At 73.1% G+C, this 24,205-nt stretch carries 21 protein-coding genes and 1 tRNA gene; 12 read left to right on the plus strand and 10 right to left on the minus strand.

What is annotated here, in order from left to right; all coding sequences use genetic code 11:
• Positions 1-125: 125 nt before the first annotated feature.
• The 4 genes from NOCJ54_RS0107290 to NOCJ54_RS0107305 all read left to right on the plus strand — a co-directional run bounded on the left by NOCJ54_RS0107290 (position 126) and on the right by NOCJ54_RS0107305 (position 5,421).
• Positions 126-2,261: an MMPL family transporter gene (locus NOCJ54_RS0107290; protein ID WP_028654981.1), complete on the plus strand. Its 2,136-nt coding sequence runs from the start codon at positions 126-128 to the stop codon at positions 2,259-2,261.
• A 20-nt stretch (positions 2,262-2,281) separates the two neighbouring features.
• A complete protein-coding gene (locus tag NOCJ54_RS0107295; RefSeq protein ID WP_028654982.1) occupies positions 2,282-2,791 on the plus strand; it encodes a metallophosphoesterase family protein in 510 nt (169 codons plus the stop codon).
• Between the two features lie 362 nt (positions 2,792-3,153).
• Entirely contained in the window at positions 3,154-3,789 is a 636-nt protein-coding gene (locus NOCJ54_RS0107300; RefSeq protein ID WP_028654983.1) for a GNAT family N-acetyltransferase, read from the plus strand.
• Between the two features lie 357 nt (positions 3,790-4,146).
• Positions 4,147-5,421, plus strand: coding sequence for an HNH endonuclease signature motif containing protein (locus NOCJ54_RS0107305; protein ID WP_084254973.1), 1,275 nt, complete (start codon positions 4,147-4,149; stop codon positions 5,419-5,421).
• Positions 5,422-5,451: 30 nt separating this feature from the next.
• Here NOCJ54_RS0107305 and NOCJ54_RS0107310 read toward each other — a convergent pair whose 3' ends face one another.
• The 3 genes from NOCJ54_RS0107310 to NOCJ54_RS0107320 all read right to left on the minus strand — a co-directional run bounded on the left by NOCJ54_RS0107310 (position 5,452) and on the right by NOCJ54_RS0107320 (position 7,860).
• Positions 5,452-6,258: a siderophore-interacting protein gene (locus NOCJ54_RS0107310; protein ID WP_028654985.1), complete on the minus strand. Its 807-nt coding sequence runs from the start codon at positions 6,256-6,258 to the stop codon at positions 5,452-5,454.
• 69 nt (positions 6,259-6,327) lie between these two features.
• Positions 6,328-6,900, minus strand: coding sequence for a dihydrofolate reductase family protein (locus tag NOCJ54_RS0107315; protein WP_028654986.1), 573 nt, complete (start codon positions 6,898-6,900; stop codon positions 6,328-6,330).
• A gap of 21 nt (positions 6,901-6,921) precedes the next feature.
• Positions 6,922-7,860, minus strand: a complete 939-nt coding sequence (locus NOCJ54_RS0107320) for an aldo/keto reductase (protein WP_232221701.1) — start codon at positions 7,858-7,860, stop codon at positions 6,922-6,924.
• Positions 7,861-7,956: 96 nt separating this feature from the next.
• Between NOCJ54_RS0107320 and NOCJ54_RS0107325 the strand changes: the two genes are divergently transcribed.
• The 3 genes from NOCJ54_RS0107325 (at position 7,957) to NOCJ54_RS24365 (ending at position 10,248) form a co-directional block, all read left to right on the plus strand.
• A complete protein-coding gene (locus NOCJ54_RS0107325; protein WP_028654988.1) occupies positions 7,957-8,622 on the plus strand; it encodes a response regulator transcription factor in 666 nt (221 codons plus the stop codon).
• Between the two features lie 13 nt (positions 8,623-8,635).
• The gene (locus tag NOCJ54_RS0107330) at positions 8,636-9,346 is read left to right on the plus strand and encodes a sortase domain-containing protein (RefSeq protein ID WP_051485569.1); all 711 of its coding nucleotides are present in this window, start codon (positions 8,636-8,638) and stop codon (positions 9,344-9,346) included.
• Between the two features lie 71 nt (positions 9,347-9,417).
• Positions 9,418-10,248 carry a universal stress protein gene (locus tag NOCJ54_RS24365; RefSeq protein ID WP_051485570.1) on the plus strand — a complete coding sequence of 277 codons (831 nt, stop codon included), beginning with the start codon at positions 9,418-9,420 and terminating at the stop codon, positions 10,246-10,248.
• Between the two features lie 17 nt (positions 10,249-10,265).
• On the opposite strand, the gene NOCJ54_RS24370 is transcribed toward NOCJ54_RS24365, so the two are convergent.
• The 3 genes from NOCJ54_RS24370 to NOCJ54_RS0107350 all read right to left on the minus strand — a co-directional run bounded on the left by NOCJ54_RS24370 (position 10,266) and on the right by NOCJ54_RS0107350 (position 12,417).
• Positions 10,266-10,718, minus strand: coding sequence for a pyridoxamine 5'-phosphate oxidase family protein (locus tag NOCJ54_RS24370; protein ID WP_051485571.1), 453 nt, complete (start codon positions 10,716-10,718; stop codon positions 10,266-10,268).
• Complete coding sequence (locus tag NOCJ54_RS24375) at positions 10,715-11,140, minus strand: CBS domain-containing protein (protein ID WP_051485572.1); 426 nt, start codon at positions 11,138-11,140, stop codon at positions 10,715-10,717. Before NOCJ54_RS24375 ends, NOCJ54_RS24370 begins: the two co-directional genes overlap by 4 nt.
• Positions 11,141-11,235: 95 nt before the next feature.
• Positions 11,236-12,417, minus strand: coding sequence for a zinc-dependent alcohol dehydrogenase (locus NOCJ54_RS0107350; protein ID WP_028654990.1), 1,182 nt, complete (start codon positions 12,415-12,417; stop codon positions 11,236-11,238).
• A 156-nt stretch (positions 12,418-12,573) separates the two neighbouring features.
• Between NOCJ54_RS0107350 and NOCJ54_RS0107355 the strand changes: the two genes are divergently transcribed.
• Together NOCJ54_RS0107355 and NOCJ54_RS0107360 are read left to right on the plus strand one after the other, a co-directional pair.
• Positions 12,574-15,915, plus strand: a complete 3,342-nt coding sequence (locus tag NOCJ54_RS0107355) for a hypothetical protein (RefSeq protein WP_028654991.1) — start codon at positions 12,574-12,576, stop codon at positions 15,913-15,915.
• Between the two features lie 462 nt (positions 15,916-16,377).
• Positions 16,378-16,590, plus strand: coding sequence for a hypothetical protein (locus NOCJ54_RS0107360; RefSeq protein ID WP_028654992.1), 213 nt, complete (start codon positions 16,378-16,380; stop codon positions 16,588-16,590).
• 168 nt (positions 16,591-16,758) lie between these two features.
• On the opposite strand, the gene NOCJ54_RS0107365 is transcribed toward NOCJ54_RS0107360, so the two are convergent.
• Together NOCJ54_RS0107365 and NOCJ54_RS0107370 are read right to left on the minus strand one after the other, a co-directional pair.
• Positions 16,759-16,832, minus strand: a tRNA-Pro gene (locus NOCJ54_RS0107365).
• 81 nt (positions 16,833-16,913) lie between these two features.
• Complete coding sequence (locus NOCJ54_RS0107370; RefSeq protein ID WP_028654993.1) at positions 16,914-20,219, minus strand: error-prone DNA polymerase; 3,306 nt, start codon at positions 20,217-20,219, stop codon at positions 16,914-16,916.
• Positions 20,220-20,341: 122 nt separating this feature from the next.
• Here NOCJ54_RS0107370 and serA point away from each other — a divergent pair, with 122 nt between their 5' ends.
• On the plus strand, positions 20,342-21,535 hold the full coding sequence (serA, locus tag NOCJ54_RS0107375) for a phosphoglycerate dehydrogenase (RefSeq protein WP_028654994.1): 1,194 nt from the start codon (positions 20,342-20,344) through the stop codon (positions 21,533-21,535).
• Between the two features lie 80 nt (positions 21,536-21,615).
• Positions 21,616-21,834: a hypothetical protein gene (locus NOCJ54_RS24380; RefSeq protein WP_036517168.1), complete on the plus strand. Its 219-nt coding sequence runs from the start codon at positions 21,616-21,618 to the stop codon at positions 21,832-21,834.
• On the opposite strand, the gene NOCJ54_RS0107385 is transcribed toward NOCJ54_RS24380, so the two are convergent.
• Positions 21,813-22,427, minus strand: coding sequence for a GyrI-like domain-containing protein (locus NOCJ54_RS0107385; RefSeq protein WP_028654995.1), 615 nt, complete (start codon positions 22,425-22,427; stop codon positions 21,813-21,815). The genes NOCJ54_RS24380 and NOCJ54_RS0107385 overlap by 22 nt on opposite strands.
• Before the next feature lie 263 nt (positions 22,428-22,690).
• Between NOCJ54_RS0107385 and NOCJ54_RS0107390 the strand changes: the two genes are divergently transcribed.
• Positions 22,691-23,692, plus strand: a complete 1,002-nt coding sequence (locus tag NOCJ54_RS0107390; protein ID WP_028654996.1) for a hypothetical protein — start codon at positions 22,691-22,693, stop codon at positions 23,690-23,692.
• 13 nt (positions 23,693-23,705) lie between these two features.
• Here the strand turns inward: NOCJ54_RS0107390 and NOCJ54_RS0107395 are convergent, their stop codons facing one another.
• A complete protein-coding gene (locus NOCJ54_RS0107395) occupies positions 23,706-24,203 on the minus strand; it encodes a hypothetical protein (RefSeq protein ID WP_028654997.1) in 498 nt (165 codons plus the stop codon).
• Positions 24,204-24,205 lie beyond the last annotated feature (2 nt).

Here is a 24,205-nt window from a genome sequence, read left to right on the forward strand (position 1 = left end):
GACTAGGGATCGGCGGCCCTCGCCGTACCCGACTCGGGCACGAGTCCCCTCCCGTACTTTCGGCCGACCTGCGTGCCCGTCCTGTGCCCGATGTGCGCCGCCCGCCGCCGGGCCACGGTGGTGGCATGTCGAACCTCCTCCACCGGCTGGGCCGGTCTGCCGCGACCCACCCGTGGGTCACCATCGCCGCCTGGGTCGTCCTCGCCCTGGTCGTCGTCACCTCCTCCGTCGCCTTCGGGAGCGAGCTCGAGGAGAGCTTCGAGGCGCCTGGCCTCGACTCCCACCTGGCGAGCGAGCTGCTCGCCGAGGCCGGCGCCGACGAGGCGGGACTCACGGCCCACGTCGTGCTGGAGGCTGGGGATGCCGCAGTCCACGTCGCGCCGGCGGAGTCAGCCCTCGAGCAGCTCCCCCACGTGCTCGGCACGACCAGCACCGTCTCGCCGGACGGCACTGTCGCGCTGGTGCGCGTGCAGTACCCCGCCCTCGAGCAGCTCGACGCCGCCGACCTGGCCGCCCTCAAGGACGTGGTCGAGGACCTGCGTGACGAGACGTCCGCGACCGTGGAAGCCGGCGGAGACCTGTTCTTCGCCTTCGAGGAGGCGCCCACCGGGCTCGGCGAGGCCGCCGGGATGGTGGTCGCGATGGTCGTCCTCCTCATCGCGTTCGGCTCGGTCGTCGCCATGGGCCTGCCGATCGGCATCGCCCTGGCCGGCCTCGTCGTCGGCGCCACCTCGATGAGCCTGGTGACCCGGCTGGTCGACATCCCGGCGTGGGCTCCCCAGCTCGCCGCGATGGTGGGCATCGGGGTCGGCATCGACTACGCGCTCTTCGTCGTCACCCGCCACCGCGAGAACCTCGCCCTGGGGATGCCCGTCGCCGAGTCGGCAGGACTGGCCCTGGCGACCGCGGGCCAGGCAGTGGTGTTCGCCGGCGGCACGGTGGTCGTGGCGATCCTCGGGCTGCTCGTCGCCGGCATCCCGTTCGTGACCGGCGGCGGCGTCGCCATCTCGGCGATGGTGCTCGTGATGGTCCTCGCCTCGGTGACCCTGCTCCCGGCTCTCCTCGGGCTGGCCGGGCACCGGGTGGACGGCCGGCGGCGCAAGCCCCACCGCCCGGGCGTCGGGTGGTCGCGATGGGGGACCCACGTGACCTGCCACCCCATGGCGTACCTCCTCGGTGGTGCCGCCCTGGTGAGCGCCCTCGCCGCTCCCGTGCTCGCGCTCGAGCTGGGCTTCCCCGACGACGGCACCAAGCCGGTCTCGACGACCGAGCGCCGTGCCTACGACCTGGTCGCCGACGGGTTCGGCCCCGGCGCCAACGGCCCGCTGGTGATCGCGGTCGACATCTCCCGCGACGGCTCCGTCGTGGCACCGCTCACCGCCGCCATCGCGGCCGACCCGGGCATCACCGCGGTCGACGAACCAGGCGGCGTCGACGACGCCGGCGTGGCCGTCCTGGTCGCGCAGCCCACGACCTCACCCCAGGACGAGGCCACCCGCGCGACCGTGGACCGGCTGCGCAGCGAGGTCTTCCCTGCCGTGCTCGACGGCACGTTGGCCACCGCCCACGTCGGCGGCCAGACCGCCACCTTCGCCGACCTCGGCGACCGGGTGCAGGACCGGATGCCACGCTTCGTCGCGGCGGTGCTGGTGCTGTCGTTCGTGCTGCTGACGGTCCTGTTCCGCTCGGTGCTGGTGCCGCTGAAGGCGGTGGTCCTCAACCTGCTGAGCGTCTGCGCGGCGTACGGCGTGCTGGTGATGGTCTTCCAGTGGGGCTGGGCAGCCGATCTGATCGGCGTGGAGGCGCCGGTCCCGGTCGTCTCCTTCATCCCCCTGTTCATGTTCGCGATCCTCTTCGGCCTCTCCATGGACTACGAGGTGTTCCTGCTGTCGCGGGTGCGCGAGGAGTACCGCCGCCACGGCGACAACACCCGCGCGGTCGTCGCCGGGATCGCCGGCACCGGACGGACCATCAGCGCGGCTGCCCTGATCATGGTCGCGGTCTTCTCCGGCTTCGTCCTGGGCAGTGACCCGGCGATCAAGATGATGGGCGTGGGGCTGGCGACCGCGATCCTCCTCGACGCGACCGTCGTCCGGCTGGTCCTCGTCCCCGCGACCATGACGCTCCTCGGCCACGCGAACTGGTGGCTGCCGCGCTGGTTGCACCGGCTGCCGCACCTGGACGCCGAGCCGGTGCCGGGCTCGGCGGGCCGGGCGCCCACGGCAGTGCAGCAGCAGGAGCGCGAGCCCGGGCTGCGCTGAGGCCGTACCTTTGACGGGTCATGGCCACCCGACTGCTGATCCTCGCCGACACGCACGTGCCCAAGCGCGCCCGCGACCTGCCGGAGGAGGTGTGGCGGGCGGTCGAGGCGGCCGACCTCGTCGTCCACGCGGGCGACTGGGTCGACGTACGCCTCCTCGACGAGCTCGAGCAGCGCTCCGCCCGCCTCGTGGCGTGCTGGGGCAACAACGACCACGGCGAGCTGCGCGAGCGCCTGCCGGAGGTCGCCCGGGTCGAGCTGGAGGGCCTCCGCCTGGGCGTGGTCCACGAGACCGGGCAGGCGAAGGGGCGCGAGGAGCGGATGAGCGCCGAGTACCCCGACCTCGACGTGCTGGTCTTCGGACACAGCCACATCCCGTGGGACACCGTCACCTCCACCGGCCTGCGGCTGCTGAACCCGGGCTCCCCCACGGACCGCCGCTGCCAGCCGCACTGCACCTACCTGACTGCGACCGCCGCGGACGGCGGGCTCCGCGACGTCGTGCTGCACCGGCTGCCGCCCCGGAAGTGAGGCGACGACCCGCCCGAGATGAGTGCGGTGGCCGTCATCGCAGGTTCCGGCTGCTGTTCGCGCGGGGCCATGGGGTAACCACCGCGCGCCCACTGGGCAGCGCTCCGACCTGCTCTGGCCACCGCACTCGGTGACAGCTCCCTGGTTCTCCCTCCGGAGAGCTGCCAGTCCTGGGTGCTCGTGACGTGTGCGGGTGCTCCCTCCATCGGCGCCGAGGACACCGACTGATGGCAGGTTCGCACCGCTGGGGCGTCCGGGAATGCCCCAGATGGGGCAATTCCTCGGCCGTTCCCCGGACTTTGCCGGGACAGCCGTGGTGAGCCTTCACCAACAGTCCTCGCCGGTGGTCCAGACTGTCCACCGTGGACGAGGGAGGACTCGACGTCGGGCTGCGCCTGCGTGCCGCGACGGAACGAGACGTCGCCGACGTCGCCACCATCCTGGCCGACGCGTTCGACGACTACCCGTGGACCCGCTGGACGGTCGACGGGGATCGGCACGTCCAGCGACAGGAGGCGATCCAGCGCCTGTGCGTCGCGGAGCTGGCGCTGCCGTACGGCGAGGTCACGGTCGCCGAGGACGCGGGCTCGGTGTGCGGCGTGGCGATCTGGCTGGACGCCGCCGCGGTGCCGGGACGCGTGTGGGAGCGGGTCGGCCCCACGCTGACCGAGCTCCTCGGGAGCCGGGCCGCAGCCGCGGCCCGGGCCGACGAGCTGCTCGGTCCGCTGCGGCCGGACGGCCCGCACCTGACGCTGGAGAGCCTGGGTGTCGCCGGCAGCCACCAGCGGCGCGGGATCGGCGGGGCGCTGGTGACTCACGGACTACGGACGGCCGACGCCCGGTCGGTGCCGGTGCGGCTCGAGACCAGCACGGCGGACAACGTGAGGCTCTACGAACGACTGGGCTTCGTCACCACCGACGAGGTCACCCTGCCCGAGGGCGGACCAACGGTCTGGCTGATGAGCCGTGCACCCCAGCCGGTCCCCTCGGACCAGTGAGCAACGGCAGCCACCTCGTCGTCCTGGTCGTCGCGTGCGAGGTGGCCTTCTGGGCCATCCTCGCCGCAGGTCTGGGCACCAGGTACCTGCTGGGCTGGCGCCGCACCAGCACGGTCCTGCTGGCCTGCACGCCCGTGGTCGACGTGGTGCTGCTGGCCGCGTCGGTCCTCGACCTGCGCTCGGGCAGCACGGCAGGCACAGCGCACGGGCTGGCCGCGGCCTACGTCGGCCTCTCGGCCGGCTTCGGTCACCGAACCGTCACCCGGGCCCGACGCACGGTGGGTCCACCGGTTCGGTGGTGGTCCGGCGCCGCACCCGCGACCGCAGCACGGTCGCGAACGGACGAGGTACGAGTGGGTGTTGTGGCTGCACGCGCTCGTCGCATGGGCGGAGGACCGCAACGCTGCCCGGCTCCAGGCCGAGCGCGACATCCTCCGCGCCGCCTACCAGTGGGCGATCCTGCACAACCCCGACACACTCCCGCCCCACGACCAGCGCGGCCGCGACCGCGCACGTCCCGCCGGAGCCGAGGACACACCCAGGATCACCGAGTACGCCGCCGCCGCCTTTGGCGCCCGCATCCAGACCTCACCGTTCGGCGCCAAACGACTCATCGCCGACGCCGTCGACCTCCACCACCGACTCCCGAAGCTGCAGGCCGGCATCGACACCGGCACCATCCGCGTCCGACAAGCCCGCCACGTCGCCGAAGCCACCCGCGACCTCACCGCCGACGAAGCCGCCTGGGTCGACGACGAGATCCACGAGGTCGCCGACGGCAGGCTGCCCTGGGCACGGTTCGAGACCCTCGTCGAGGCCAAGGTCGCCGCCGCAGCCCCCGAACTAGCCAGAGCGAAGGAAGAAGCAGCCGAGAAGGACCGCTTCGTGCGCATGTCCCGCGTCAACCGCCACGGCATCGCCACCCTCACCATCCGCGACCACGCCACCACCATCCTCGCCGCCGACGCGGCGTTGAACGCCGTCGCCCGGCAGCTCGAAGAAGCAATGCCCGACGTCAGCAAGCCCGAACGCAAGCTCGCCGCCTTCGCACTCCTCATCAACCCCGACACCCACCCCGACCTCGCGGCCGGACCGGTGCGACCGAAGGTGCGCATCCACCTCCACCTCACCCCCGACTCCCCCATCGCCAGGTTCGAAGGCCACGGACCGGTCACCGTCGAGTGGGTGCGCAAGACGATCGCGCACCTCGCCGGCAAGGTGCAGGTGCAACCCGTCATCGACCTCAACCAGACCATGGCCGTCGACGCCTACGAGATCCCCCAGCGACTGCGCGAGATGGTCCACCTCATCCACCCCGCCGACGTCTTCCCCTACGCCGTCAACACCTCGCGCAACGTCGACATCGATCATCAACACCCCCACAGCGAGGGCGGGCCCACCAGCAGCGACAACCTCGCCCCACTCACCCGCACCCACCACCGCATCAAGACCCACGCCGGCTGGCAAGCCCGACAACCCTTCCCCGGGATCACCATCTGGCGCGATCCCCACGGGGCCTACTACCTGGTCGACCCGACCGGAACCAGACGAGTCACCCCCACCCAGGGCGACCAGACCCCCACGCCCATGGAGGTCCACGCAACCCGGCTGCTCCTCGACTGGTCAGCCTGAGGGACCTCGACGGGACCGGCCAGGGCGATGCTAGGAGCCGGCGGTCTCCGCTGCCGTCTCGCGCACGAACGCCGCCTTCACCGCACGCCAGGCCTCGTCGTCCATGCCGTGGCGCCAGTACGGCGAGCAGGACAGGTGCTCCTCCTCCACGATCCCCTCGCGGAGCAGCACCCGGCGCACGGCTCGCACCTCGACGGCCTCGCCGTGCACGAAGGCGCTGACCACGCCGGAAGGGCGCGGCAGTGCGGCGACGGCGTCGGCGAGCAGGTCGTCCACGCCGTCCTCGCGGCCCGCCCGGTGCACCCAGTGCACCTCGAGCTGGCCGGGCGACGTCAGCGGCAGCTCGTCAGCAGCGCTGTCGACCTCCACGACGGCCACCACGGGGCGGCCGGCGGGCACGGCCTCGGCGCACGCGGCAATGGCCGGCAGGGCGCTCTCGTCGCCGACGAACAGGTAGCTGTCGGCCTCGGGGTGCGGTGCGTAGCTCCCCGCAGGTCCGCGGAGCTGGAGGCGGTCACCGGCCCCGGCCTGCGAGGCCCAGCGGCCGGCGTACCCGACGTCGCCGTGGACCGCGACGTCGATGGTCAGCTCGCGGCGCGCGGGGTCCCAGGCACGGACCGTGATCCGGCGTGGGAACGGGCGCTGCTCCCGGGGCAGGTCGCGCACGGCCTCGTCCTCGAAGGGCACGCCGTACGGCGCGTCGTCGGGGAGGAAGAAGCAGTTGACGTACTGGTCGGCCGCAACACCTGGCACGTAGTCGGCCAGACCCGGACCCCCGAGGACGATCCTGACCATGTGCGGCGACAGCTGCTCCGTGCCGACGACCTCTCCGAACACCCGTGCCCCCTCGCTCGTACGCCGGCCCGGCCGGCTCCCGCGCCGAACCTAGCCGATCGTTGTTCGCCCTCAGGCCGTCGGTGTCGCAGGCCGGAAGGACAGCGCGAACGCGCCGGAGCGGAAGTCCCTGCGGTCCACGAGATCGAGCTGGATCCGCTCGCGCAGGCCGGCGAGCAGCGTGGGGCCGTGACCCGCCAGGACGGGGTGGACGACGAAGACGTACTCGTCGATCAGCCCGAGGTCGGCCAGCGCCAGGGGCAGAGTGACCCCACCGACCGCGAGGTGGCCCTCGCCGGGCTCGTCCTTGAGCTGCTGGACGGCCGCGCCGAGGTCGCCGCGCACGAGCGCGGCGTTCCAGGTGACCGCGTCGAGGGTGCTCGACACGACGTGCTTGCGAACGGCGTCGATCGCCTCGGCGAACGGGACCTCCCACTCCTCCATCCAGTCCGGCCACGGTCCGACGGTCGGCTTGCGCCAGGCCTCCTCCATCATCTGGTAGCTCACCCGACCCAACAGGACGGCGTCCGCGGCCTGCATGTCCTCGGTCCAGAAGCGCATGGACTCCTCGTCCGGCGGGAGCCCGGCCTCGTGGTGGCAGGAGCCGTCGAGGGTGACGTTGATGGAGTAGCGCAGCAGCCGCACCGTCCGACGGTACCGACGCTCCTAGACCGTGGCGAGGGCCGCGAGCTCTGCGTCGGTGAGGCGCAACCCGCCGGCGGCGACGTTCTCGACCAGGTGGGCGGGGTCCCCGGTGCCCTGGATGGTCAGCACGTGCTCGCCCTGGTGCAGCGTCCAGGCGAGGCGCACCTGGGCGGCCGTCGCGCCGTGCGCCTCGGCGACCGTCTCGACGACGTCCTGGCCCCGGAGGTCGGCGGGTCCGAACGGGTTGGCCCCCTCGATGCCGGCGGCCACCGAGAAGAAGGGGACGAAGGCGATGCCGCGCTCGGCGCACATCCGCAGCACCGGCTCGCTGGCCCGGTCGGTGAGGCCGTAGCGGTTCTGCACGCACACGACCGGGGCGACCTCGAGTGCCTCAGCGACCTGGTCGGCGGTCACGTTGGAGACACCGACGTGGCGCAGCAGTCCGGCGTCGCGCAGCTCGACGAGCGCCCCGACGTGCTCGGCCACCGAGCCCTCCTCGAGCTCGGGACCGGATCCCCAGCGCAGGTTGACCACGTCGAGGTGGTCCCGACCGAGCTGACGAAGGTTCTCCTCCACCTGGGCGCGCAGCTGGTCCGGGTGCGCGTACGGCTCGAACTCCCCGGAGCGGTCGCGGCTCGCGCCCACCTTCGTCACGACCACGAGGTCGTCGGCGTACGGCTGCAGGGCGGTGGAGATCAGCTCGTTCGTCGACTGGAAGGGGGTGAAGTAGAAGGCGGCGGTGTCGATGTGGTTGACGCCGAGCTCGACGGCGCGGCGCAGGACGGCGATCGCGGTCTCCCGGTCCCGGGGCGCGGTGGCGAACGGGCTCCCGATGAGCCGCATCGCGCCGAAGCCGACGCGGTTGACGGTGCGGTCGCCGAGCCGCCAGGTCCCGGCGGCGTCGGCAGCGGTGGTGGTCGTCGTGGTGGTCGTGGTGGTGGTCGTGGTTCCTGTCATCATGCCGACCAGCGTCGTCGTGGATCGCTGCGCACCCACGCGACTGGCAGGTTGTTGCCACCCCTCCCCCGCCCTTGCCGTCCGGAGGATGATCGAGGGGTGAGCACCCGGTCTGCAGAAGGCGTCGCCGTCGTCCATGGCGAGGACGAGCTCGTCGCCCGCACCGGCCACCTCATCGCTGCGGCCACCGACGTCGCGTTCGCCGCGACGACGCTCCACACGTGGCGTGCCGCCCGACGGGCGGGTGAGGCGACCGGGGTCGTGGCGTCGGAACCGCCCGACGGCGTACGGCTGCGCAAGATCTACCTGCCGAACGCGGCCCTCGACCCCGCGGCCGCGCGCGACCTGGCGCGCTTCTGCGAGTCGCACGGCGCCAGCATCCGGATCACCACCGACGACATCAACGACACGATGCTCATCGACCGACGGATCGCGATCCTGGGCGGCGACCCGCGAGCAGGGCGCCGTACCTACAGCGTCATCACCCAGCCCGACGTGGTCGCGGGGGTCGCTGCCCTCTTCGACGCCGTGTGGCGCAACGCGACCGACCTGAGTGACTTCGACGCGCAGGTCGCCGAGATCCGCGACATCGCCCCGCAGGTCCTCGACCTGCTCAGCCGCGGCGTGAAGGACGAGGCCGCGGCGCGCAGCCTCGGCCTCGGCGTGCGCACCTACCGGCGCCGCGTCGCCGAGCTGATGAGCGCGCTGGGCGCGGAGTCCCGTTTCCAGGCGGGCGTGCGGGCCCGCGAGCTGGGCCTCGTCTGACGAGGGGCGCGACATGCGCACGGCTTCCCTCCGCGCGTGCGGCGTCGGCGCGACCCTGACGCTGCTGCTGGGCTGCTCGCCTGCCGGCGACGACGCCCCGTCCGGAGGGGGCTCGCCGACCGGCAGCACCTCACCGACGGGCAGCACCTCACCGAGCGAGGCGGTGCCGGGCTCCCCGACGTCCAGCCCGACCACCGAGCCGCTCGCGTCCGACGGCCGACCGGTGCGCGCGGAGCTGACGATCCCCCGCATCGGGCTGCGCAGCCTCGTCGTCCTGCCCTACCGCGGTCGGACCGACGATGGTCCGGGCACGCGGATCCAGGACCGCGGCCGCGGCGCGAGCCCGCACGGGCCCCGCGGTGGCACCGGCCCCGGCGGCATCGGGAATTACCAGGTCACCGCCCACCGGCTGTCGTCGACGCAGGCGTTCCTGCGACTGCCGGAGCTGAGCCGGGGGGACCGGGTGGTGGTGCGGACCGCCAGGGCGACGTACGTCTACCGGATCACCGCGACCCGCCAGACGTCGTTCCGCTCCCCGCGCTCGTTGCGCGCGCAACGTGCCGCCGTGCCCGGCCGGCCCGGGGTCACCCCCACGCGCGCCATGATCACGCTGTCCACCTGCGCCACCCCGGAGGACCACGCGGCAGGCAACTACTGGGCCGACCGGTTCGACAACCCCGAGCACCGCATCGACAAGGTCGGCGTGCTGGTCGCGATCCGCTGAGGGACGAAGGTCCCGCAGGGCCGGGGCGTCGGCCCGTGTCCCGCGGGTCCCGACGGGCGGATCGTGGGGCCATGACCACCGCGATCCCGCACCACAGCATCGTCGTCGGCGTCGACGGCTCCACGCACGCCGATCGCGCCCTGCGCTGGGCCGCCGCCCAGGCCCGCCTCGAGCGGCGTCCGATGATCGTCGCGGCCGTCGGCACACGCCACGAGCAGCGCCTGCTCGACGCCGCCCTCGCGACGGCTCACGAGGTCGCCCCCGACGTGGCCGTGACCCCGGTCCCCGCCGAGGGTGACGCCGTCGAGGTGCTGGTCGACCTGTCCCGAAACGCCCACCTCGTGGTCGTCGGCTCGCACGGGCGCGGGCCGGTGCGCAGCGCCCTGCTCGGCTCGGTGAGCCGCGGCGTGGCCGGGCGCACCCACTGCCCCGTCGTCGTGTGCCGTCCGCGGGTCTCCGGCCACGGGGGGCGCGGGGTGCTCGTCGCCGTCGAGGCCGGCGCCGCGTCCGCCCCCGTGCTCGACTTCGCCTTCGCCCAGGCGTCGCTGCACCAGCAGCCGCTGACCGCACTGCACTGCGTCTGGGAGCCCGCAGCGGCTGCAGCCGGCCGACGCAGCACCACCCTCGTCTCGGACGACCGCGGAGCCGGGGACGACGCGCACCGCCGGCTGGCGGAGGCGCTGGCAGGACTCGCCGCGACCTGGCCCGACGTCGAGGTCGACCAGCGCGTCGCCCACGGCTTCGTCGAGGACGTGGTCGGGTGGCGCACCGCGGAGTGGGACCTCGTCGTCGTGGGCCGTCGGCCAGTCGACGACGCCCGACCGCACGTCGCCACCGCCGTCGTCGAGCGGGCGCAGGGTGTCGTCGCGGTGGTGCCGGTGAGCACCGGACCCGGCAGCTGATCAGCTGACCAGGAGGGTCAGCCCCAGACCCGTCGTACCGGCAGCCCCGCGGTCAGGTCCCAGGCCGTGCCGGTACGACGGCCGGTCAGCTCCTCCCAGCGCAGCTGGACCCAGACCTCGTCCTCGCGGCGCACCCAGCGCGGCGGGCCGGGGCGGCGCCGCTCCTCGTCGGTCCGCTCGTCCTCGGTCACCCGCTCGCCGTGGCCTCGGGCGACCACGGACCAGCCGTGCCCGCGCTCGTGGTCGACGTGGTCGACCTCGAGGACGAGCTCGGTCCCGTCGGCGTACCGGTCCAGGAGCGAACCGGGCGACGTGCGCACCCAGGCGGCGTCGCCGTGCGTCGTGTAGTTGACGGGCAGCACCTCGACGCGCCCCTCCGCGACCAGCCCGACCCGACCGAGCACCGCAGCACGCAGCAGCCGCTCGCACTCGTCGGGCGTCAGATCGTGCAGGCGGGGTGCGCCGCTCACTGCTCGACCGCCGGGCCGTCGCCGGCCTCGTGGCCCACGAGGTCACGCACGACGTCGCTGCGGCTGACCATCCCGACGACGTGGTCGGCCGCGTCGACGACGGGCACGCTCTTGACCACCGTGGTGCCGAGGATCCGGCGCAGCTCCGCCAGCTCGGTCTCCGGGTGCACCAGGGCGACGACCGTGCCCATCACCGCCATCGCCGGATCACCCATCCGGTCGTGCCGCAGGACGTCGGCCTCGCTGAGCACGCCGACCACACGGCCGTGGTCGTCGACGACCGGGACGGCGGTGATGGCGTGCCTGGCGAGCAGGCGGGCCACGGTCGCCAGCGGAGCGTCCGCGCGCACCGTGACCGGCTGCGGGCTCATGATGTCCCGCACCCGGACCGGCGCGGCGCTGGAGAGGTTCTCGGTGTCCACGTCCCGATGGTGCGTCGAGCGCGAGCGTTCCGCGAGGGTCGAAGGTCCCGTCCTGCGGGTCCCTCTGCGCGGCACGGGTGGCGGTCAGGTCGCGGTCAGGGGGTGAAGACCACCTTGACCATGCCGTCCTCCTTGGCACGGAACTTCGCGTACGCCTCCGGGGCCTGGTCGAGCGGGAGGCGGTGGGTGGCGAAGTCCTCGGTGCCGAGCGGGTCGGCGTCGTCCAGCACAAGCGGGAGGATCTCGTCCGACCAGTGCCGCACGTTGGCCTGGCCCATCCGGACCTGCACCTGCTTGTCGAACATCTGCATCAGCGGCATCGGGCTGGTCGCCCCGCCGTACACGCCGATGATCGAGACGGTGCCGCCGCGTCGTACGGCGTCGAAGGAGGTGTTGAGCGCGGCAAGCCGGTCGATGCCGACCTTCTTCATCATCGGCTCGGCGATCTTGTCGGGGAGCAGGCCGACGGCTTTGATGACCTTCTCCGCAACGGGGTTGCCGTGGGCCTCCATGCCGACTGCGTCGATGACCGCGTCGGCGCCGCGCCCGCCGGTGCGGTCGCGAACCTCGTCGCCGACGTCGTCGACGGCGTCGATGTTGATCGTCTCGGCGCCTCGGGAGGCGACGCGGGACAGCCGCTCGGGCACCCAGTCGGCGACGATGACGCGGCGTCCCTCGTTCATCGCGATCCGCGCGGCCATGTCGCCGATCGGGCCCGCGCCCATGACCAGCAGCACGTCGTCACCGGCCACGTCGGCGTACCGCACCGACTGGTAGGCGGTCGGCAGCACGTCGGAGAGGTAGACGAACCGGTCGTCGGACGGGCCCTCGGGGACCTTGATCGGGAGGAAGTCGGCGAACTGGACGCGGAGGTACTCCGCCTGCCCGCCCGGCTGCCCGCCGTAGAGCTTGCTGAACCCGAGCAGGCTCGCACCGGTGCCCTGGTCGCGGTTCTGGGTGGTCTCGCACTGGCTGTGCAGGCCCTGCCCGCACATGAAGCAGTCGCCGCAGCTGATGTTGAACGGTACGACGACCCGGTCGCCGACCTTCAGCTGCTGCACCCCCGGCCCCACCTCCTCGACGATGCCCATCGGCTCGTGGCCGACGATGTCGCCGGGCGTCATGAACGGCGCCAGCGGTTCGTACAGGTGGAGGTCGGAGCCGCAGAGCCCCGTGGTGGTGACGCGGATGATCGCGTCCGTGGGGTCGATGATCTTCGGGTCCGGCACCTCTTCGACGCGGATGTCTCGGACTCCCTGCCAGGTGACTGCTCGCATTGTGAGCGAGTACCCGGGTGGTGGAGGCGTATCCGGCGGTGGGGCCGGATGATCCCGCTGCCCCTACCGCATCGAAGGTAAAGACCGGCGTTCTCCTGCACCTGTCCCTGCCGAGGTCCACCATGCAAGGAGGGGGACCGGAAGGGAGCCGGTGCGATGGAGGAACACCTGGACCCAGCACCACCCCGGCCTGGTCCGGCGACCAGGCTCTGGCGGCTCTTCGTCGGCGAGCGGGTGACCCCGCCGGAGGCGACCCGCACCGTCCACCTGCGTCCCGAGCGCCGCAGGTACGGCGTCGGGGTCGTCCTGACACTCCTCGTGGCCGCTCTGCTGGCACTCAACGAGGTGAACGGGCTGTCCCGCGGCTTCGTGGCGGGCACCGAGGCAGCGATCGACTTCCGCCGGCTCTCCGGGCTCCCGACCGACGTGGTGCAGCAGTCCTGGACGCTCCCGATGGCCGGCGACGACCTCGTCGCGTGGAACCGGCTGCTGCGCTGCTTCCTCGTGGTCGACCTCGTGTTCATCGCGGTCTACGCCCGGCTGCTGGTCCTGGTGGTCCGCTCCACCTTCGTGCCACGCACGTGGCGTCCCGTGCTGCGCAACGTGGTCTGGGGGCTGTGTGTCGCGGACGTCGTCGAGAACCTGCTGTTGTGGGTGTCCGGCAACGGCCGCGTCGCCGCAGGGGCCCTTGGCGGCTACGACCCGACTCCCGCGCTGTGGGTGGCCACCGGCGTCAAGTGGGCGGCGGTCGCGGTGGTCGTCGCCCTGCTCGCCCTGTCGGTGGTCGTGCGGGACCGCGGCGAGGTGGTGGCGCCGTGGCGCCGGGCGCTGTGGATCCAGCGCTACTCCCTGCTCGCGTTCCTCCCTGTCTCAGCCCTCGCGTGCCTCCCGGTGCCGAAGGTCGGCGACCAGGTGCCGGACATCGAGCGCCGCTGGCTGGAGCACGGCGCCGAGGCCGGGCACATGGCCTCCGCAGCCGTGGCGGCGCTCGTCGTCGTGGCCGCGATCTTCTTCCTCGGCCGACTCCGGGCGGACTGCGCGTTCAAGCGCAGCCACGACGCGCGGACCGACGGGCACGCCTGGCCGTGGTACCACCCGGAGGGCCAGCCCCGCCATGCCCCGCTGTGGCACTGGCTGCTCGCGCCGGCCCTCGCCGTGCTGCTGCTCGTCCTGGCGCTGGCGAACGACTGGCCGGTCGACGGACGCCGGTTCGCGATCTTCTGCCTCATCACCGTGGCCGTCCCGGTCCTGTCCTGCCTCGCCCGCTGGCGCTTCCAGGTGGCCGGCAAGGACGGCGGTGGACAGAGCCCTGCTGCGCGGCCCGGCCGGCCGGTCGACCCGGCGAAGGTGATGGCCGTCGGCGACGTCCTCGCCATCGCGGCGGTGGCGGCCATGGGCCTGGGCATGATGCGCGCCTGGACCGGGGTGGTCACCGTCGGCGTCACGAAGGACGACGTCGACGTGCCGTGGGGCTGGTGGGTCGCCCTGCTGGTGGCGGTCGGCGCTGCCGTCGCGCCGTGGTGGGTGGCCAACCGGCTGCTGGCGACGCTCGATGCGGCCGTGCACCCGGACCGGACCACCGGGCTCGCGGCGTGGGCCACCCCCACGGCACCGCTCTGCGAGGTCGGCGGGACCACGTGCGTCACCGGGCGGACCAGCCACGGCCTCCGGGTCCTGCTCCTCGTCGCGTCCGGAGCCGTGCTTGGCTGGATGGCGTTCGACCCGATCGGCTGGGCCACCACCGTCGGCGTCGTCGCCGCCGTGACGCTCGCCCTCGGTGCGCTCATGGTGCTGCTCGGCGTCGTGGTCGCCTACTCCCAGGAGACCCGTCCGCCGGAGGCGCTGCTGGTCGTCCCGCGGCCGTGGCTGACGGCGACGCCGATCGTGCCGTTCGTCGTGGTCGGGCTGTTCCTCAACGCCCAGCTCGGCTCGTCCACCTTCGTCCACGGCATCGGCCAGGACGACCCGCCCCACCAGTTGGTCCCCGCGCGACCGACGCTCGCCGACGCGTTCCGGGCCTGGGTCGACGGCGCCACGGGCTGCGTCGTCCCCCACGTGGTGGGCGTGGTCGTCGACGGGGAGGCGCGGTCCTTCGACGTCCGGCCGATGCTGATGCTCGCCGCCGAGGGTGGCGGCATCCGGGCGACGTACTGGACGGCGCTCGGGCTGGAGGAGGTCGCGGACGCCGGCGGGAGCTGCGGGCAGGACCTGACCCTCTTCTCCACCGGCGCGAGTGGTGGCTCGCTCGGCCTCACCATCGGGCGGTACGACGACGAGCCGGTCACGGCGGTCGAGGCGGTCCGCGGCCCCGACTCCCTCGGGGCCGGTGCCGTCACCCTCGTCACCGGTGACCTCGTCGCGACCGCCACCGGCCTCCGGCTCGGCACGCCACCCGCCGACACCCACCCCGACGGGAGCGACCGGGCTGCCGTCATGCAGGAGGTCTGGCGGCGGGCCTGGGAGGACGCCGGCATCGACGACGGTGCCGCCGCGCACCGGTTCGTCGAGGAGGCCGACACGGCGCCTGCCTCGGTCACCGGGCACCTCGTCCTGACCTCCACCGACTCCTACGACGGCTGCCGTGCGCTGTGGAGCCAGGTCGACCTCTCCCCCGCCGAGCTCAGCGCCGCGCCGGAGATGACCGAGCGGAGCAACGCCCCTGGCTGCGGTGCGGGTGGGGCCGGCCCGAACAGCTACGACGTCCTCGGTGCCTTCGGTTCCCCCGAGGAGGGCACGGGCAGCGACGGCACTGACGACACTGACGACACTGACGACACTGACGACGCCCAGCGCTGCCTCGGCATCGTCAGCGCCCTCACCGCGGCGCTGGTCTCCGGCCGCTTCCCCTACGTCACGCCGTCCGCAGTGGTCGGCCCGTGCCGCGGCTTCGCGCAGACGCCACTCGTCGACGGCGGGCTCGCCGACAACACCGGCCTGGGCACCATCAACGACCTCGCCCCGCAGTGGGGCGCACTGGTCCGGGCGCACAACGACCAGGTGCTCGCCGACGGGACCGGCCCGCTGGTGGTGCCGATGGTGGTCTACCTCGACAACGGGCCGGCCACGAGCTTCGGCATCCGCCAGCGCGGCCGGACGGTCTCCGAGAGCCTGGTCCCGCTGTGGGCGATCGGCGCCGCCACCACCCGCCGCTCGTCGACCCAGGCCCTGCTCCAGCAGGCAGCCGACGCCGCCGAGGGCTTCCTGTGCTCCGCACCGAGCGTCCCTGGCACGGACCCGACCCCGTGCGAGCAGCTGCTCTCCGCGCAGGCGCCCCAGCCGCAGGTGTTCGTCGTGCACCAGGCCACCCAGCCCACGCTGTCGGCGCCGCTGGGCTGGGTGCTCTCCGACGCCAGCGTCAGCGACCTCGTCTCCGACGTCGCGGAGGCGCGGGCGACCGGGTGCGGGTCATCCACGCAGGCGGACCCGGTCTGCGTTGACGGCCACGGCACGCTGGGTGACCTCCGCGACCGGCTCGCGCCGCTGCGAAAGGGCAGCTGAGGGCGGGTACCCGTGGTTCGAGCGACCGGACCCCGGGTTTGTCGGCGGCCCACCCCGGTCTTTCTCGGTTCGCCCTACCCCCGGCGACGACGTACCTACGCTCGCCGGAGGAGGGAGACATCAGCAATCCGCGCGCTGGTCGCGCCTTCTCGATGGGATCCAAGTGATGCAGCTCCAACCAGCCGGCTCCGCAGGGCCGCCGTCCTCGCAGGCGTCGTCGTCCTCGGCAGCGTCGGCCTCGCTTCAGCCGATGTCACCACTGGCAACGCCGACGAGTTCACTGCGTGTGTCCACAAGACGAACGGAAAGGTCCGCATCATCGAGGGCGATGGCGGCGGATGCACCACTCAGGAGGTGCAGGTGACCTGGGGTGCGACCGGACCGCAGGGACCGGCAGGTCCCGTCCACCAGGTGACCGGAGTCATCCTTCCCAGCTGTGAGCTGCAGGTTCCGATTGCCGGGGTGAGCGTCACGACGAACGGCCCCAACGGATGCACGATCAGCTTCGACGGGTCGCTCTTCACCTTCGCTCCCCTGCTCATCCTGACGCCGATCGGCGGGGACAACCCGACGTCGATCACCGAGGGCGGCGACGCGGGAGGGTGGACGGCGAACTACTCCTTCGCGTCCTCCCCGCCGCTCGTCAACTTCATCGCCAGCCAGGCGAGCCAGTGAGGCGGTGAGCTGGTGACGGCGCGGGACCACCACGTCCCGCGCCGTCCGGGCTGACACGACCCCGGGACGGCTGGTGCCGCCGGGTCGCCGGGAAGCCCGGCGAATCGCCCTGAAATGCGGAACGGCCCTGGCCCCTGCGTCTCCGCAGGCCAGAGCCGGTTCCTTCGGTCGGGCTGACAGGATTTGAACCTGCGACCCCTTGACCCCCAGTCAAGTGCGCTACCAAGCTGCGCCACAGCCCGAAGCTCCAGCAGGATCGCCGCCGGAGCGAACGGAACACTACCGCAGCCGGATGGCCTGACCCGAATCGGCCTCCCGGCGCGTCACCGGAAGTCGCGGGAGGACTGGCGGGCCTGGAGGGCGTCGCCGGTGCCGGGCAGGACGGTGTCGAGGGTCTCGACGCGGTCGGCGACGAGGTTGGTGACGCCGTCCTGGCGCTCGACGACGCCGCGGATCACGACGGCGACCTTGTTGCGGGCGGCCTGGCGGTGGGCCTTCATCACGCCCGGGGAGCAGACGACGTTGAGCATCCCGGTCTCGTCCTCGAGGTTGAGGAAGGTGATGCCGCTGGCGGTGCCGGGGCGCTGGCGGTGGGTGACCAGCCCGGCGACGTGGACGCGGCGGCCGGCCTCGGTGGTGGACAGCTCCCCCACCGACCGGATCCCGGCCGCGGTGAGCTGCTCGCGGAAGTGCTCGACCGGATGGACGTCGGTGGAGATGCGGGTGGACCACAGGTCGGCGAGGGTCACCTCCATCGCGCTCATCCCGGGCAGCGACGGTGGCGCGGGGGCCGGGGTGCTGCCGGGCAGCTGCCCGTCGTGCTCGGCGTAGCCGGCCATCCAGATCGCCTGCCGGCGGTCAAGGCCGAGGGAGTCGAAGGCGCCGGCGGTCGCCAGCGCCTCCAGCTGGGCCGTGGTCAGCCCGGCCCGGCGGGAGAGGTCCGGCAGGTCGGCGTACGGCGCCGTGGCGCGCTCGGCCACGATCCGCTCGGCGAGCTCCTTGCCGATCCCCTTGACCGAGTCGAGGCCCAGGCGCACGGCCAGCCCGTCGTCGTAGCGGTGGCGGTCGGCGCCGTGCGGCGGGCACGGCTCGAGCCCGGCCTGGGCGCCGGAGCAGGCGATGTCGGGCGGCAGCACGCTCACCTGGTGCCGTCGGGCGTCGGCGACGAGGGACTGCGGGGAGTAGAAGCCCATCGGCTGGTTGCGCAGCAGGCCGGCGAGGAAGGCGGCCGGGTAGCGCAGCTTGAACCACGACGAGGCGTAGACCAGCAGGGCGAAGCTCAGCGCGTGCGACTCGGCGAAGCCGAAGCCGGCGAAGGAGAGGATCTTGACGTAGATCGCGTCCGCGCGGTCGCCGGTGATCCCCTTGCGGGCCATGCCCTCGTAGAGCCGGCCCTTGACCTTCTCGATCCGTTCGACGCCGCGCTTGGAGCCCATCGCGCGGCGCAGCAGGTCGGCGTCGTCGGCGGTGCAGTCGCCCAGCGCGACCGCCATCGCCATCAGCTGCTCCTGGAAGAGCGGGACGCCGAGGGTGCGCCCCAGGATCGGCTCGAGCAGCGGGTGGTCGTAGGTGACCGGCTCGCGGCCCATCGCGCGGCGGATGTAGGGGTGGACCGCCCCACCCTGGATCGGCCCCGGGCGGATCAGCGCGATCTCGATGGCCAGGTCGTAGAAGCGGCGCGGCTTGAGGCGCGGCAGCGTCCCGATCTGGGCGCGGGACTCGACCTGGAAGACGCCGATGGAGTCGGCGCGGCAGAGCATGTCGTAGACCTCGGGCTCCTCCTTCGGGATGGTCTCCAGGGTCCAGCGGCGTCCGGTGTGCTCCTCGATCAGCCGCATCATGTGGTCGAGGGCGCCGAGCATGCCGAGGCCGAGCAGGTCGAACTTCACCAGCCCCATCGACTCGCAACCGTCCTTGTCCCACTGCAGCACCGTGCGTCCGGGCATCCGGGCCTTCTCGATCGGGCACACCTCGCCGATCGGGCGCTCGGTGAGCACCATCCCGCCGGAGTGGATGCCGAGGTGGCGCGGGGCTCCCATCAGCTCCTCGGCGAGTCCGGCGACCTGGTCGGGGATGCCCAGGCCCTTCTCGACCTCGCTCCCCCACCCGTCGATCGACTTCGACCACGCGTCCTGCTGGCCGGGCGAGAAGCCCAGCGCCTTGGCCGCGTCGCGCACCGCCATCCGCGGCCGGTAGCTCACGACGTTGCACACCTGGGCGGCGTTGCGGCGGCCGTAGGTGTCGTAGACCCACTGGATGACCTCCTCGCGGCGGTCGGAGTCGAAGTCGATGTCGATGTCCGGCTCCTCCTCGCGGTGCTGGGAGATGAACCGCTCGAAGGGCAGGTCGAAGTAGACCGGGTCGATGGCGGTGATGCCGAGCGCGTAGCAGACCGCGGAGCTGGCCGCCGACCCCCGGCCCTGGCAGAGGATCCCCCTGCTGCGGGCGAAGGCGACGATGTCGTGGACGATGATGAAGTAGCCGGCGAAGTCCTTCTGCAGGATCACCTGCATCTCCGCATCAACCCGCTGCCGCGCCTTCGCCTCGAGGTCGCGGCCGGCGTAGCGCTGGGCGAAGCCCTGCTCGACCAGGTGGCGCAGGTGCTCGCCGGCGGTGCGGCCCTCGGGGATGCCCTGCTTGGGCAGACGCGGCGAGGCCTTGCGGAGGTCGAAGGCCAGCTCCCGCGCGAGGACGACGGACCGGCCGACCACGTCGGGACGGTGGCCGAAGCGCTCCAGCACCTCCGCCCCGCTGCGCAGGTGGGCGCCACCGGACAGGTCGAGCCAGCCCTCGAGCTCGGCGATGCTGCGCCGCGCCCGCACCGCCGCCATCGCCGCGGCCAGCCGCCGGCCGTCCGGGGTGGCGTGGTGCACGTTGCCGGTGGCGACCGCGGGCAGGCGCCGGTCGTCGGCGATCCGGGCCAGCAGCTCGTTGGTCTCGTCGGCGCCGGGCAGGTCGCTGGTGATCAGCTCCACGACGACGTGCTCGCGGCCGAAGCGCTCGACGAGCCGGTCGACCTCCTCGGCGGCGGCGCGCGGGCCGTGGGTGGCGAGCGTCTGGCGCACCGTGCCCTTGCGGCAGCCGGTGAGGACCAGCCAGTGCCCCCGGCCGCGCTCGGCGAGCTCGTCGAGGTCGTGCACGGGGCTGCCCTTCTCCGGTGCACGCAGCCCGGCCTCGGTGATCGCCCCGGACAGCCGGTGGTAGCCCTCGACCCCGCGGGCCAGCACCAGCAGGTGGCTGCCCTCGGGGTCGGGCACGCCGTTCTGGGTGCGGGTCAGGCCAAGGGACAGCTCGGCGCCGTAGACGGCCGGCAGGTCGTAGTCGCGCCCCGCCTCGGCGAACAGCGGCGCCCCGGCGAACCCGTCGTGGTCGGTCAGCGCGAGCGCGTCCAGCCCGAGCCGGGCGGCCTCGCGGACCAGGTCGACCGGGCTGCTCGCCCCGTCGAGGAAGCTGAAGTGGCTGTGGCAGTGCAGCTCGGCGTACGGCGTCGCGTCGGTCGGCCGGGCGATCTGCTCCGGCTCCTCGCGCGGTCGCTTGCGCCGGGACACGGGCGCCTCGAAGGCGGGCGCGCGCCCGGACAGCCGCCGCTCGATCTCCCGCCACGGGACGGGTGGGTTGTTCCATCCCATGGTCCGATCCTAGTCGAACACGTGTTCGACGAGAACCCGGCTGCGTGGCCTGCCCCACCGTGTGCGTATCACGCTGGGGGCCGTGGTTCGCCGAGACCTCGCCGCTCCCCTACGGTTGGACCGTGAAGGCGCTGCTGCTCGAGAACATCCACCCTGCTGCCGTCGAGTACCTGGAGGGCCGCGGCTACGACGTGGACCTCCGCGCGGGGTCGATGTCCGAGGACGAGCTGGTCGCCGCCCTGCCGGGCGTGCAGCTGCTCGGGATCCGCTCCAACACCAACGTCACGGCGAGGGTCCTCGACGCCGCGCCCGACCTGCTCGCGGTCGGCTGCTTCTGCATCGGCACCAACCAGGTCGACCTCACCGCGGCCGCCGAGCGCGGCATCGGGGTGTTCAACGCGCCGTACTCCAACACGCGCAGCGTGGTCGAGCTGGTCATCGCCGAGATCATCGCGCTGGCCCGCCGCCTGCCGGAGAAGACCCAGCGCATGCACGACGGCATCTGGGACAAGTCGGCCAAGGGCAGCCACGAGGTCCGCGGCCGCACCCTCGGCATCGTCGGCTACGGCAACATCGGCACCCAGCTGTCGACCGTCGCCGAGGCGATGGGCATGAACGTCGTCTTCTACGACACCGCCGACCGCCCCGCGCACGGCACCGCCCGCCGCCTGCGGTCCCTGGACGCGCTGCTCGCCGAGTCCGACGTGGTCAGCCTCCACGTCGACGGCCGCCCCGGCAACGCCGGCTTCTTCGGCGCCGCGGAGTTCGCCAAGATGAAGCCACGCGCGATGTTCATCAACGCCTCGCGCGGCATGGTCGTCGACTACGACGCGCTGCGGGAGAACGTGCTGTCCGGCCACATCGCCGGCGCCGCGGTCGACGTCTTCCCGGCCGAGCCGAAGAAGCAGGGCGACCCGTTCGACTCCGTGCTGCGCGGCCTCGACAACGTGATCCTCACCCCGCACATCGGTGGCTCCACCCAGGAGGCGCAGGAGGAGATCGGCGGGTTCGTGGCGGAGAAGCTGGCCCGCTTCGCGCTCGAGGGCAGCACCGCGCTGTCGGTCAACCTCCCCGAGGTGCAGCCGGGCGAGCTGACCCCGGGCCACCGGATCGGCTTCCTGCACCACAACGTCGCGGGCGTGCTGGCCGAGCTCAACGCCGCCTTCGCCGACGCGGGCGACAACGTCGTGGCGCAGCACCTCTCCACCCGTGATCGCCTCGGGTACGTCGTCACCGACGCCTCCGAGCCGCTGACGACCGAGGCCGTGGAGACCCTGCGCAGGTCCGAGCACTGCGTGTGGGTGCGCACCTGGTAGTCCCCCTGCCGCTGGACCTGCGGGACCCACTGGCCCCGCTGGGGTCGCATGGCGGGCCTGGGAGCGGGTAGCGCGTCCCCATGGGACGTGACGACGAGCGGATCAACGAGCGCGCCGAGCTCCTCCCCGAGGAGGTGGAGGCGGGCAGCGCGGACCCCGAGGCGCAGGCCGAGGCCATCCTGGCGGAGTCCGACGAGCGGGTCGACGACCCGGAGGGCACCCGCAGCGGGAGCAGCCAGACCCCCGGCCCGGACGGCGCCGCGGGCGAGGAGAACCGTCAGGCCGGCGCGACCGGCTGACGCAGGATGGTGCGCAGCCTCGCCGGCTCCACCCGGCGGGGATCGCTGAGGTAGACCTCGTGGTGGCGCCCGGTCATCCGCAGGCCCTGGCCGGGGATGAACTCGTCGTGCATGTGCGCGAGCACCGGGCCCTCGTCGTCGTAGGACCCCACGTGGAGGGTCTGCACGCAGGTGCCCTCCTCCAGCAGCTCGAGCCGGACCCGGTCCAGCGCCACGGGCGGGTCCTTGCGACCCACCTCGACCAGCGCGGCGTCGTACAGCTCCTGCGGGACGTGGTCGGGAACCATCAGCATCACCGTCCAGCTCCAGCGTGACTTGTCGCGCGCGGAGGTGAACACGGCCATGTCGTCGGCCCACCACAGCGCCTCCAGCGGCGGGACGACGTAGTCGTGGTCGAGCTGCTTCTTGCTGGCGAACTTCACCTTGTACGCCACCGGGTAGAGCGCGGCCAGGGCGTCGGCGTACGCCGGTGCGGTGTTCGGGTCGCCCTGCCCGTCGACCATCAGGTAGCGCAGCGGCGGCACCTCCAGGACGCGGAGCTCCCCGCGCCTGGCCCGGTAGCAGTCGAACTCCTTCTTCGGGTCGGTCTTCACTGTCGGACCCCTGGATGATCATGGACCAGCGCCGGACCTCCCGGCGCACACGGGACAACTGTGCCCGAACGAACCCTGAGGTGGCGACAGTGACCGACGGTGCCCGAGCCGCCGGTGGTGCACGCCGTCGGGCAGGCCAGGGCCGGTGGCTGGCGTGCTGGCGCGCCGGAGGCCGGGCAGTACCTCTAGCCGGACGCCGCCGTCGCTAGGATCCTGCCGCCTGCCGGCGGAGGTCCCGGCGTCGCCCTCCGGGAGGTTGCTCCATGTCCGCACGTCGTCCCTGCGCTGCCGGCAAGGTGGCGGGAGCCGCGCTCCTCGCCGCGGCGCTCGCCATCCAGCCCGTGCCGACGTCTGCCGCGACGCCCACCGTGACCGGGTCGTTCGACGCCGGCGGCTTCCTCTACCGCCACAGCAGTGCGACGTGCCCCGCGACGGCCGCGGGCGACACGACCACGGCCCCCGTCGCCCTGCCCGCCGACGGTGCGTGGCACACGACGACCGGGGGATCCGGCGTGCGTACCTACGCCGGCACCCGGTGGAGCCGGTCGGTGTCCACGACCGCGCGGATCACCCGGGACGCTCGCGGTGGCGTGCGCGTCGACGTGCGCGCCAACGCCGCGTCGTCGATCAGGCCCAACCCCACGGCCACCTGTGGCTTCGACGACGAGGTCGCAGGGACCGCCGAGGTCGAGGTGACGCTGCCGGTCGCGTCGTGGGTGGTGGCGCGGAGCCGCGTGCTGGACCAGGCCGGGAACGGGCAGGCCCACGGCCACGTCGGCGTCAGCAACTGGCCCGGCCCGCTCCGCCTCGACGTCACCACGGGCGGCACGACGAAGCCGAAGAGGTTCCCCGCCGGCACCTACGACGCCACCTTCTACAGCGGCGCCCGTACCTCGGTCTCGACCGGCACCACGGCCGCGAAGGCCCACGACGCCACGGTCCTCAGCTCGGCGACCTTCATGCCTGTCGGCACCCGCCGCACCCTCCGCGGCAACGGACGATCGCTCCTCGTCCCGGGCCACCGTCGGTGCGCGACCCACAGCGTCCGGGTCGCCTTCAGCGCGGCCCTGCGCGCCCGGGCCCGCGCGATCACGATCACCGTCGACGGCACCCGTCGCGTCCGGCTCACCGGGAAGGGGGTGGACCGGTCCGCGCTCGTGCTGCGCAAGGTCGCGCCGCGGACCGCGGGCGTCGTGCGCGCGAGCGTCGTGCTCCGGTCCGGGGCGCGCAGGACGATGACGACGACCTCCTGGCCCTGCACCTGATCCCTGCCGGGCCCTACCCGAGACGGCGGGCGATCTCGTCGAGGACGCCCTTGCGGCTCTTCCCGGCGACCTCCTGCTCGCGCAGCCGGCGCAGGTCGGCCGCGTCGAGCCCGTCCAGCTGCTCCTTCGCCTGCGCGACGGTCAGCGTCGACAGGTCGGGCAGCGCACGACCGGTCGACGCCCGACGCCCCGGCACCCGGATCGGGGCGCTGCGCACGGTCTGGGAGACCGTCTCGGCGATCCGCCCGGCGGTCGCGCGCACCGGCGCGGTCGCGGTGGCGGTGATGCCGTCGAGGACCTGCAGCAGCGTCTGCGAGTAGGCCCGGCTGGCGCTGAGCAGCTGGGACACGAGGTTGTCGGCCTCGGCGCGCGACAGCGACCCGCGGGCCACGAGGTCGTCGACGAGGTCGTGCAGCCGGCTGGTCTGCACGGTGACGCTCTGCTCGAGCGCACCGCGCAGCGCCTCGAGGTTCCGTGCGACCAGGTCCGCCGGGTTGCCGCTGCGCGCCATCA

Origin of the sequence: Nocardioides sp. J54 (assembly GCF_000519005.1) — a bacterium.
Taxonomy (GTDB): Bacteria; Actinomycetota; Actinomycetes; order Propionibacteriales; family Nocardioidaceae; genus Nocardioides.

Bases quoted from the DNA above. Each gene is read 5' to 3' on its own strand.
- NOCJ54_RS0107370 (WP_028654993.1), bottom strand. From the start codon at position 20,219: ATGGGATGGAACAACCCACCCGTCCCGTGGCGGGAGATCGAGCGGCGG.
- NOCJ54_RS0107330 (WP_051485569.1), top strand. From the start codon at position 8,636: ATGCGCACGGCTTCCCTCCGCGCGTGCGGCGTCGGCGCGACCCTGACG.
- NOCJ54_RS0107290 (WP_028654981.1), top strand. From the start codon at position 126: ATGTCGAACCTCCTCCACCGGCTGGGCCGGTCTGCCGCGACCCACCCG.
- NOCJ54_RS0107350 (WP_028654990.1), bottom strand. From the start codon at position 12,417: ATGCGAGCAGTCACCTGGCAGGGAGTCCGAGACATCCGCGTCGAAGAG.
- NOCJ54_RS0107320 (WP_232221701.1), bottom strand. From the start codon at position 7,860: ATGATGACAGGAACCACGACCACCACCACGACCACCACGACGACCACC.
- NOCJ54_RS24380 (WP_036517168.1), top strand. From the start codon at position 21,616: ATGGGACGTGACGACGAGCGGATCAACGAGCGCGCCGAGCTCCTCCCC.
- NOCJ54_RS0107395 (WP_028654997.1), bottom strand. From the start codon at position 24,203: ATGGCGCGCAGCGGCAACCCGGCGGACCTGGTCGCACGGAACCTCGAG.
- NOCJ54_RS0107355 (WP_028654991.1), top strand. From the start codon at position 12,574: ATGGAGGAACACCTGGACCCAGCACCACCCCGGCCTGGTCCGGCGACC.
- NOCJ54_RS0107295 (WP_028654982.1), top strand. From the start codon at position 2,282: ATGGCCACCCGACTGCTGATCCTCGCCGACACGCACGTGCCCAAGCGC.
- NOCJ54_RS0107390 (WP_028654996.1), top strand. From the start codon at position 22,691: ATGTCCGCACGTCGTCCCTGCGCTGCCGGCAAGGTGGCGGGAGCCGCG.
- NOCJ54_RS24365 (WP_051485570.1), top strand. From the start codon at position 9,418: ATGACCACCGCGATCCCGCACCACAGCATCGTCGTCGGCGTCGACGGC.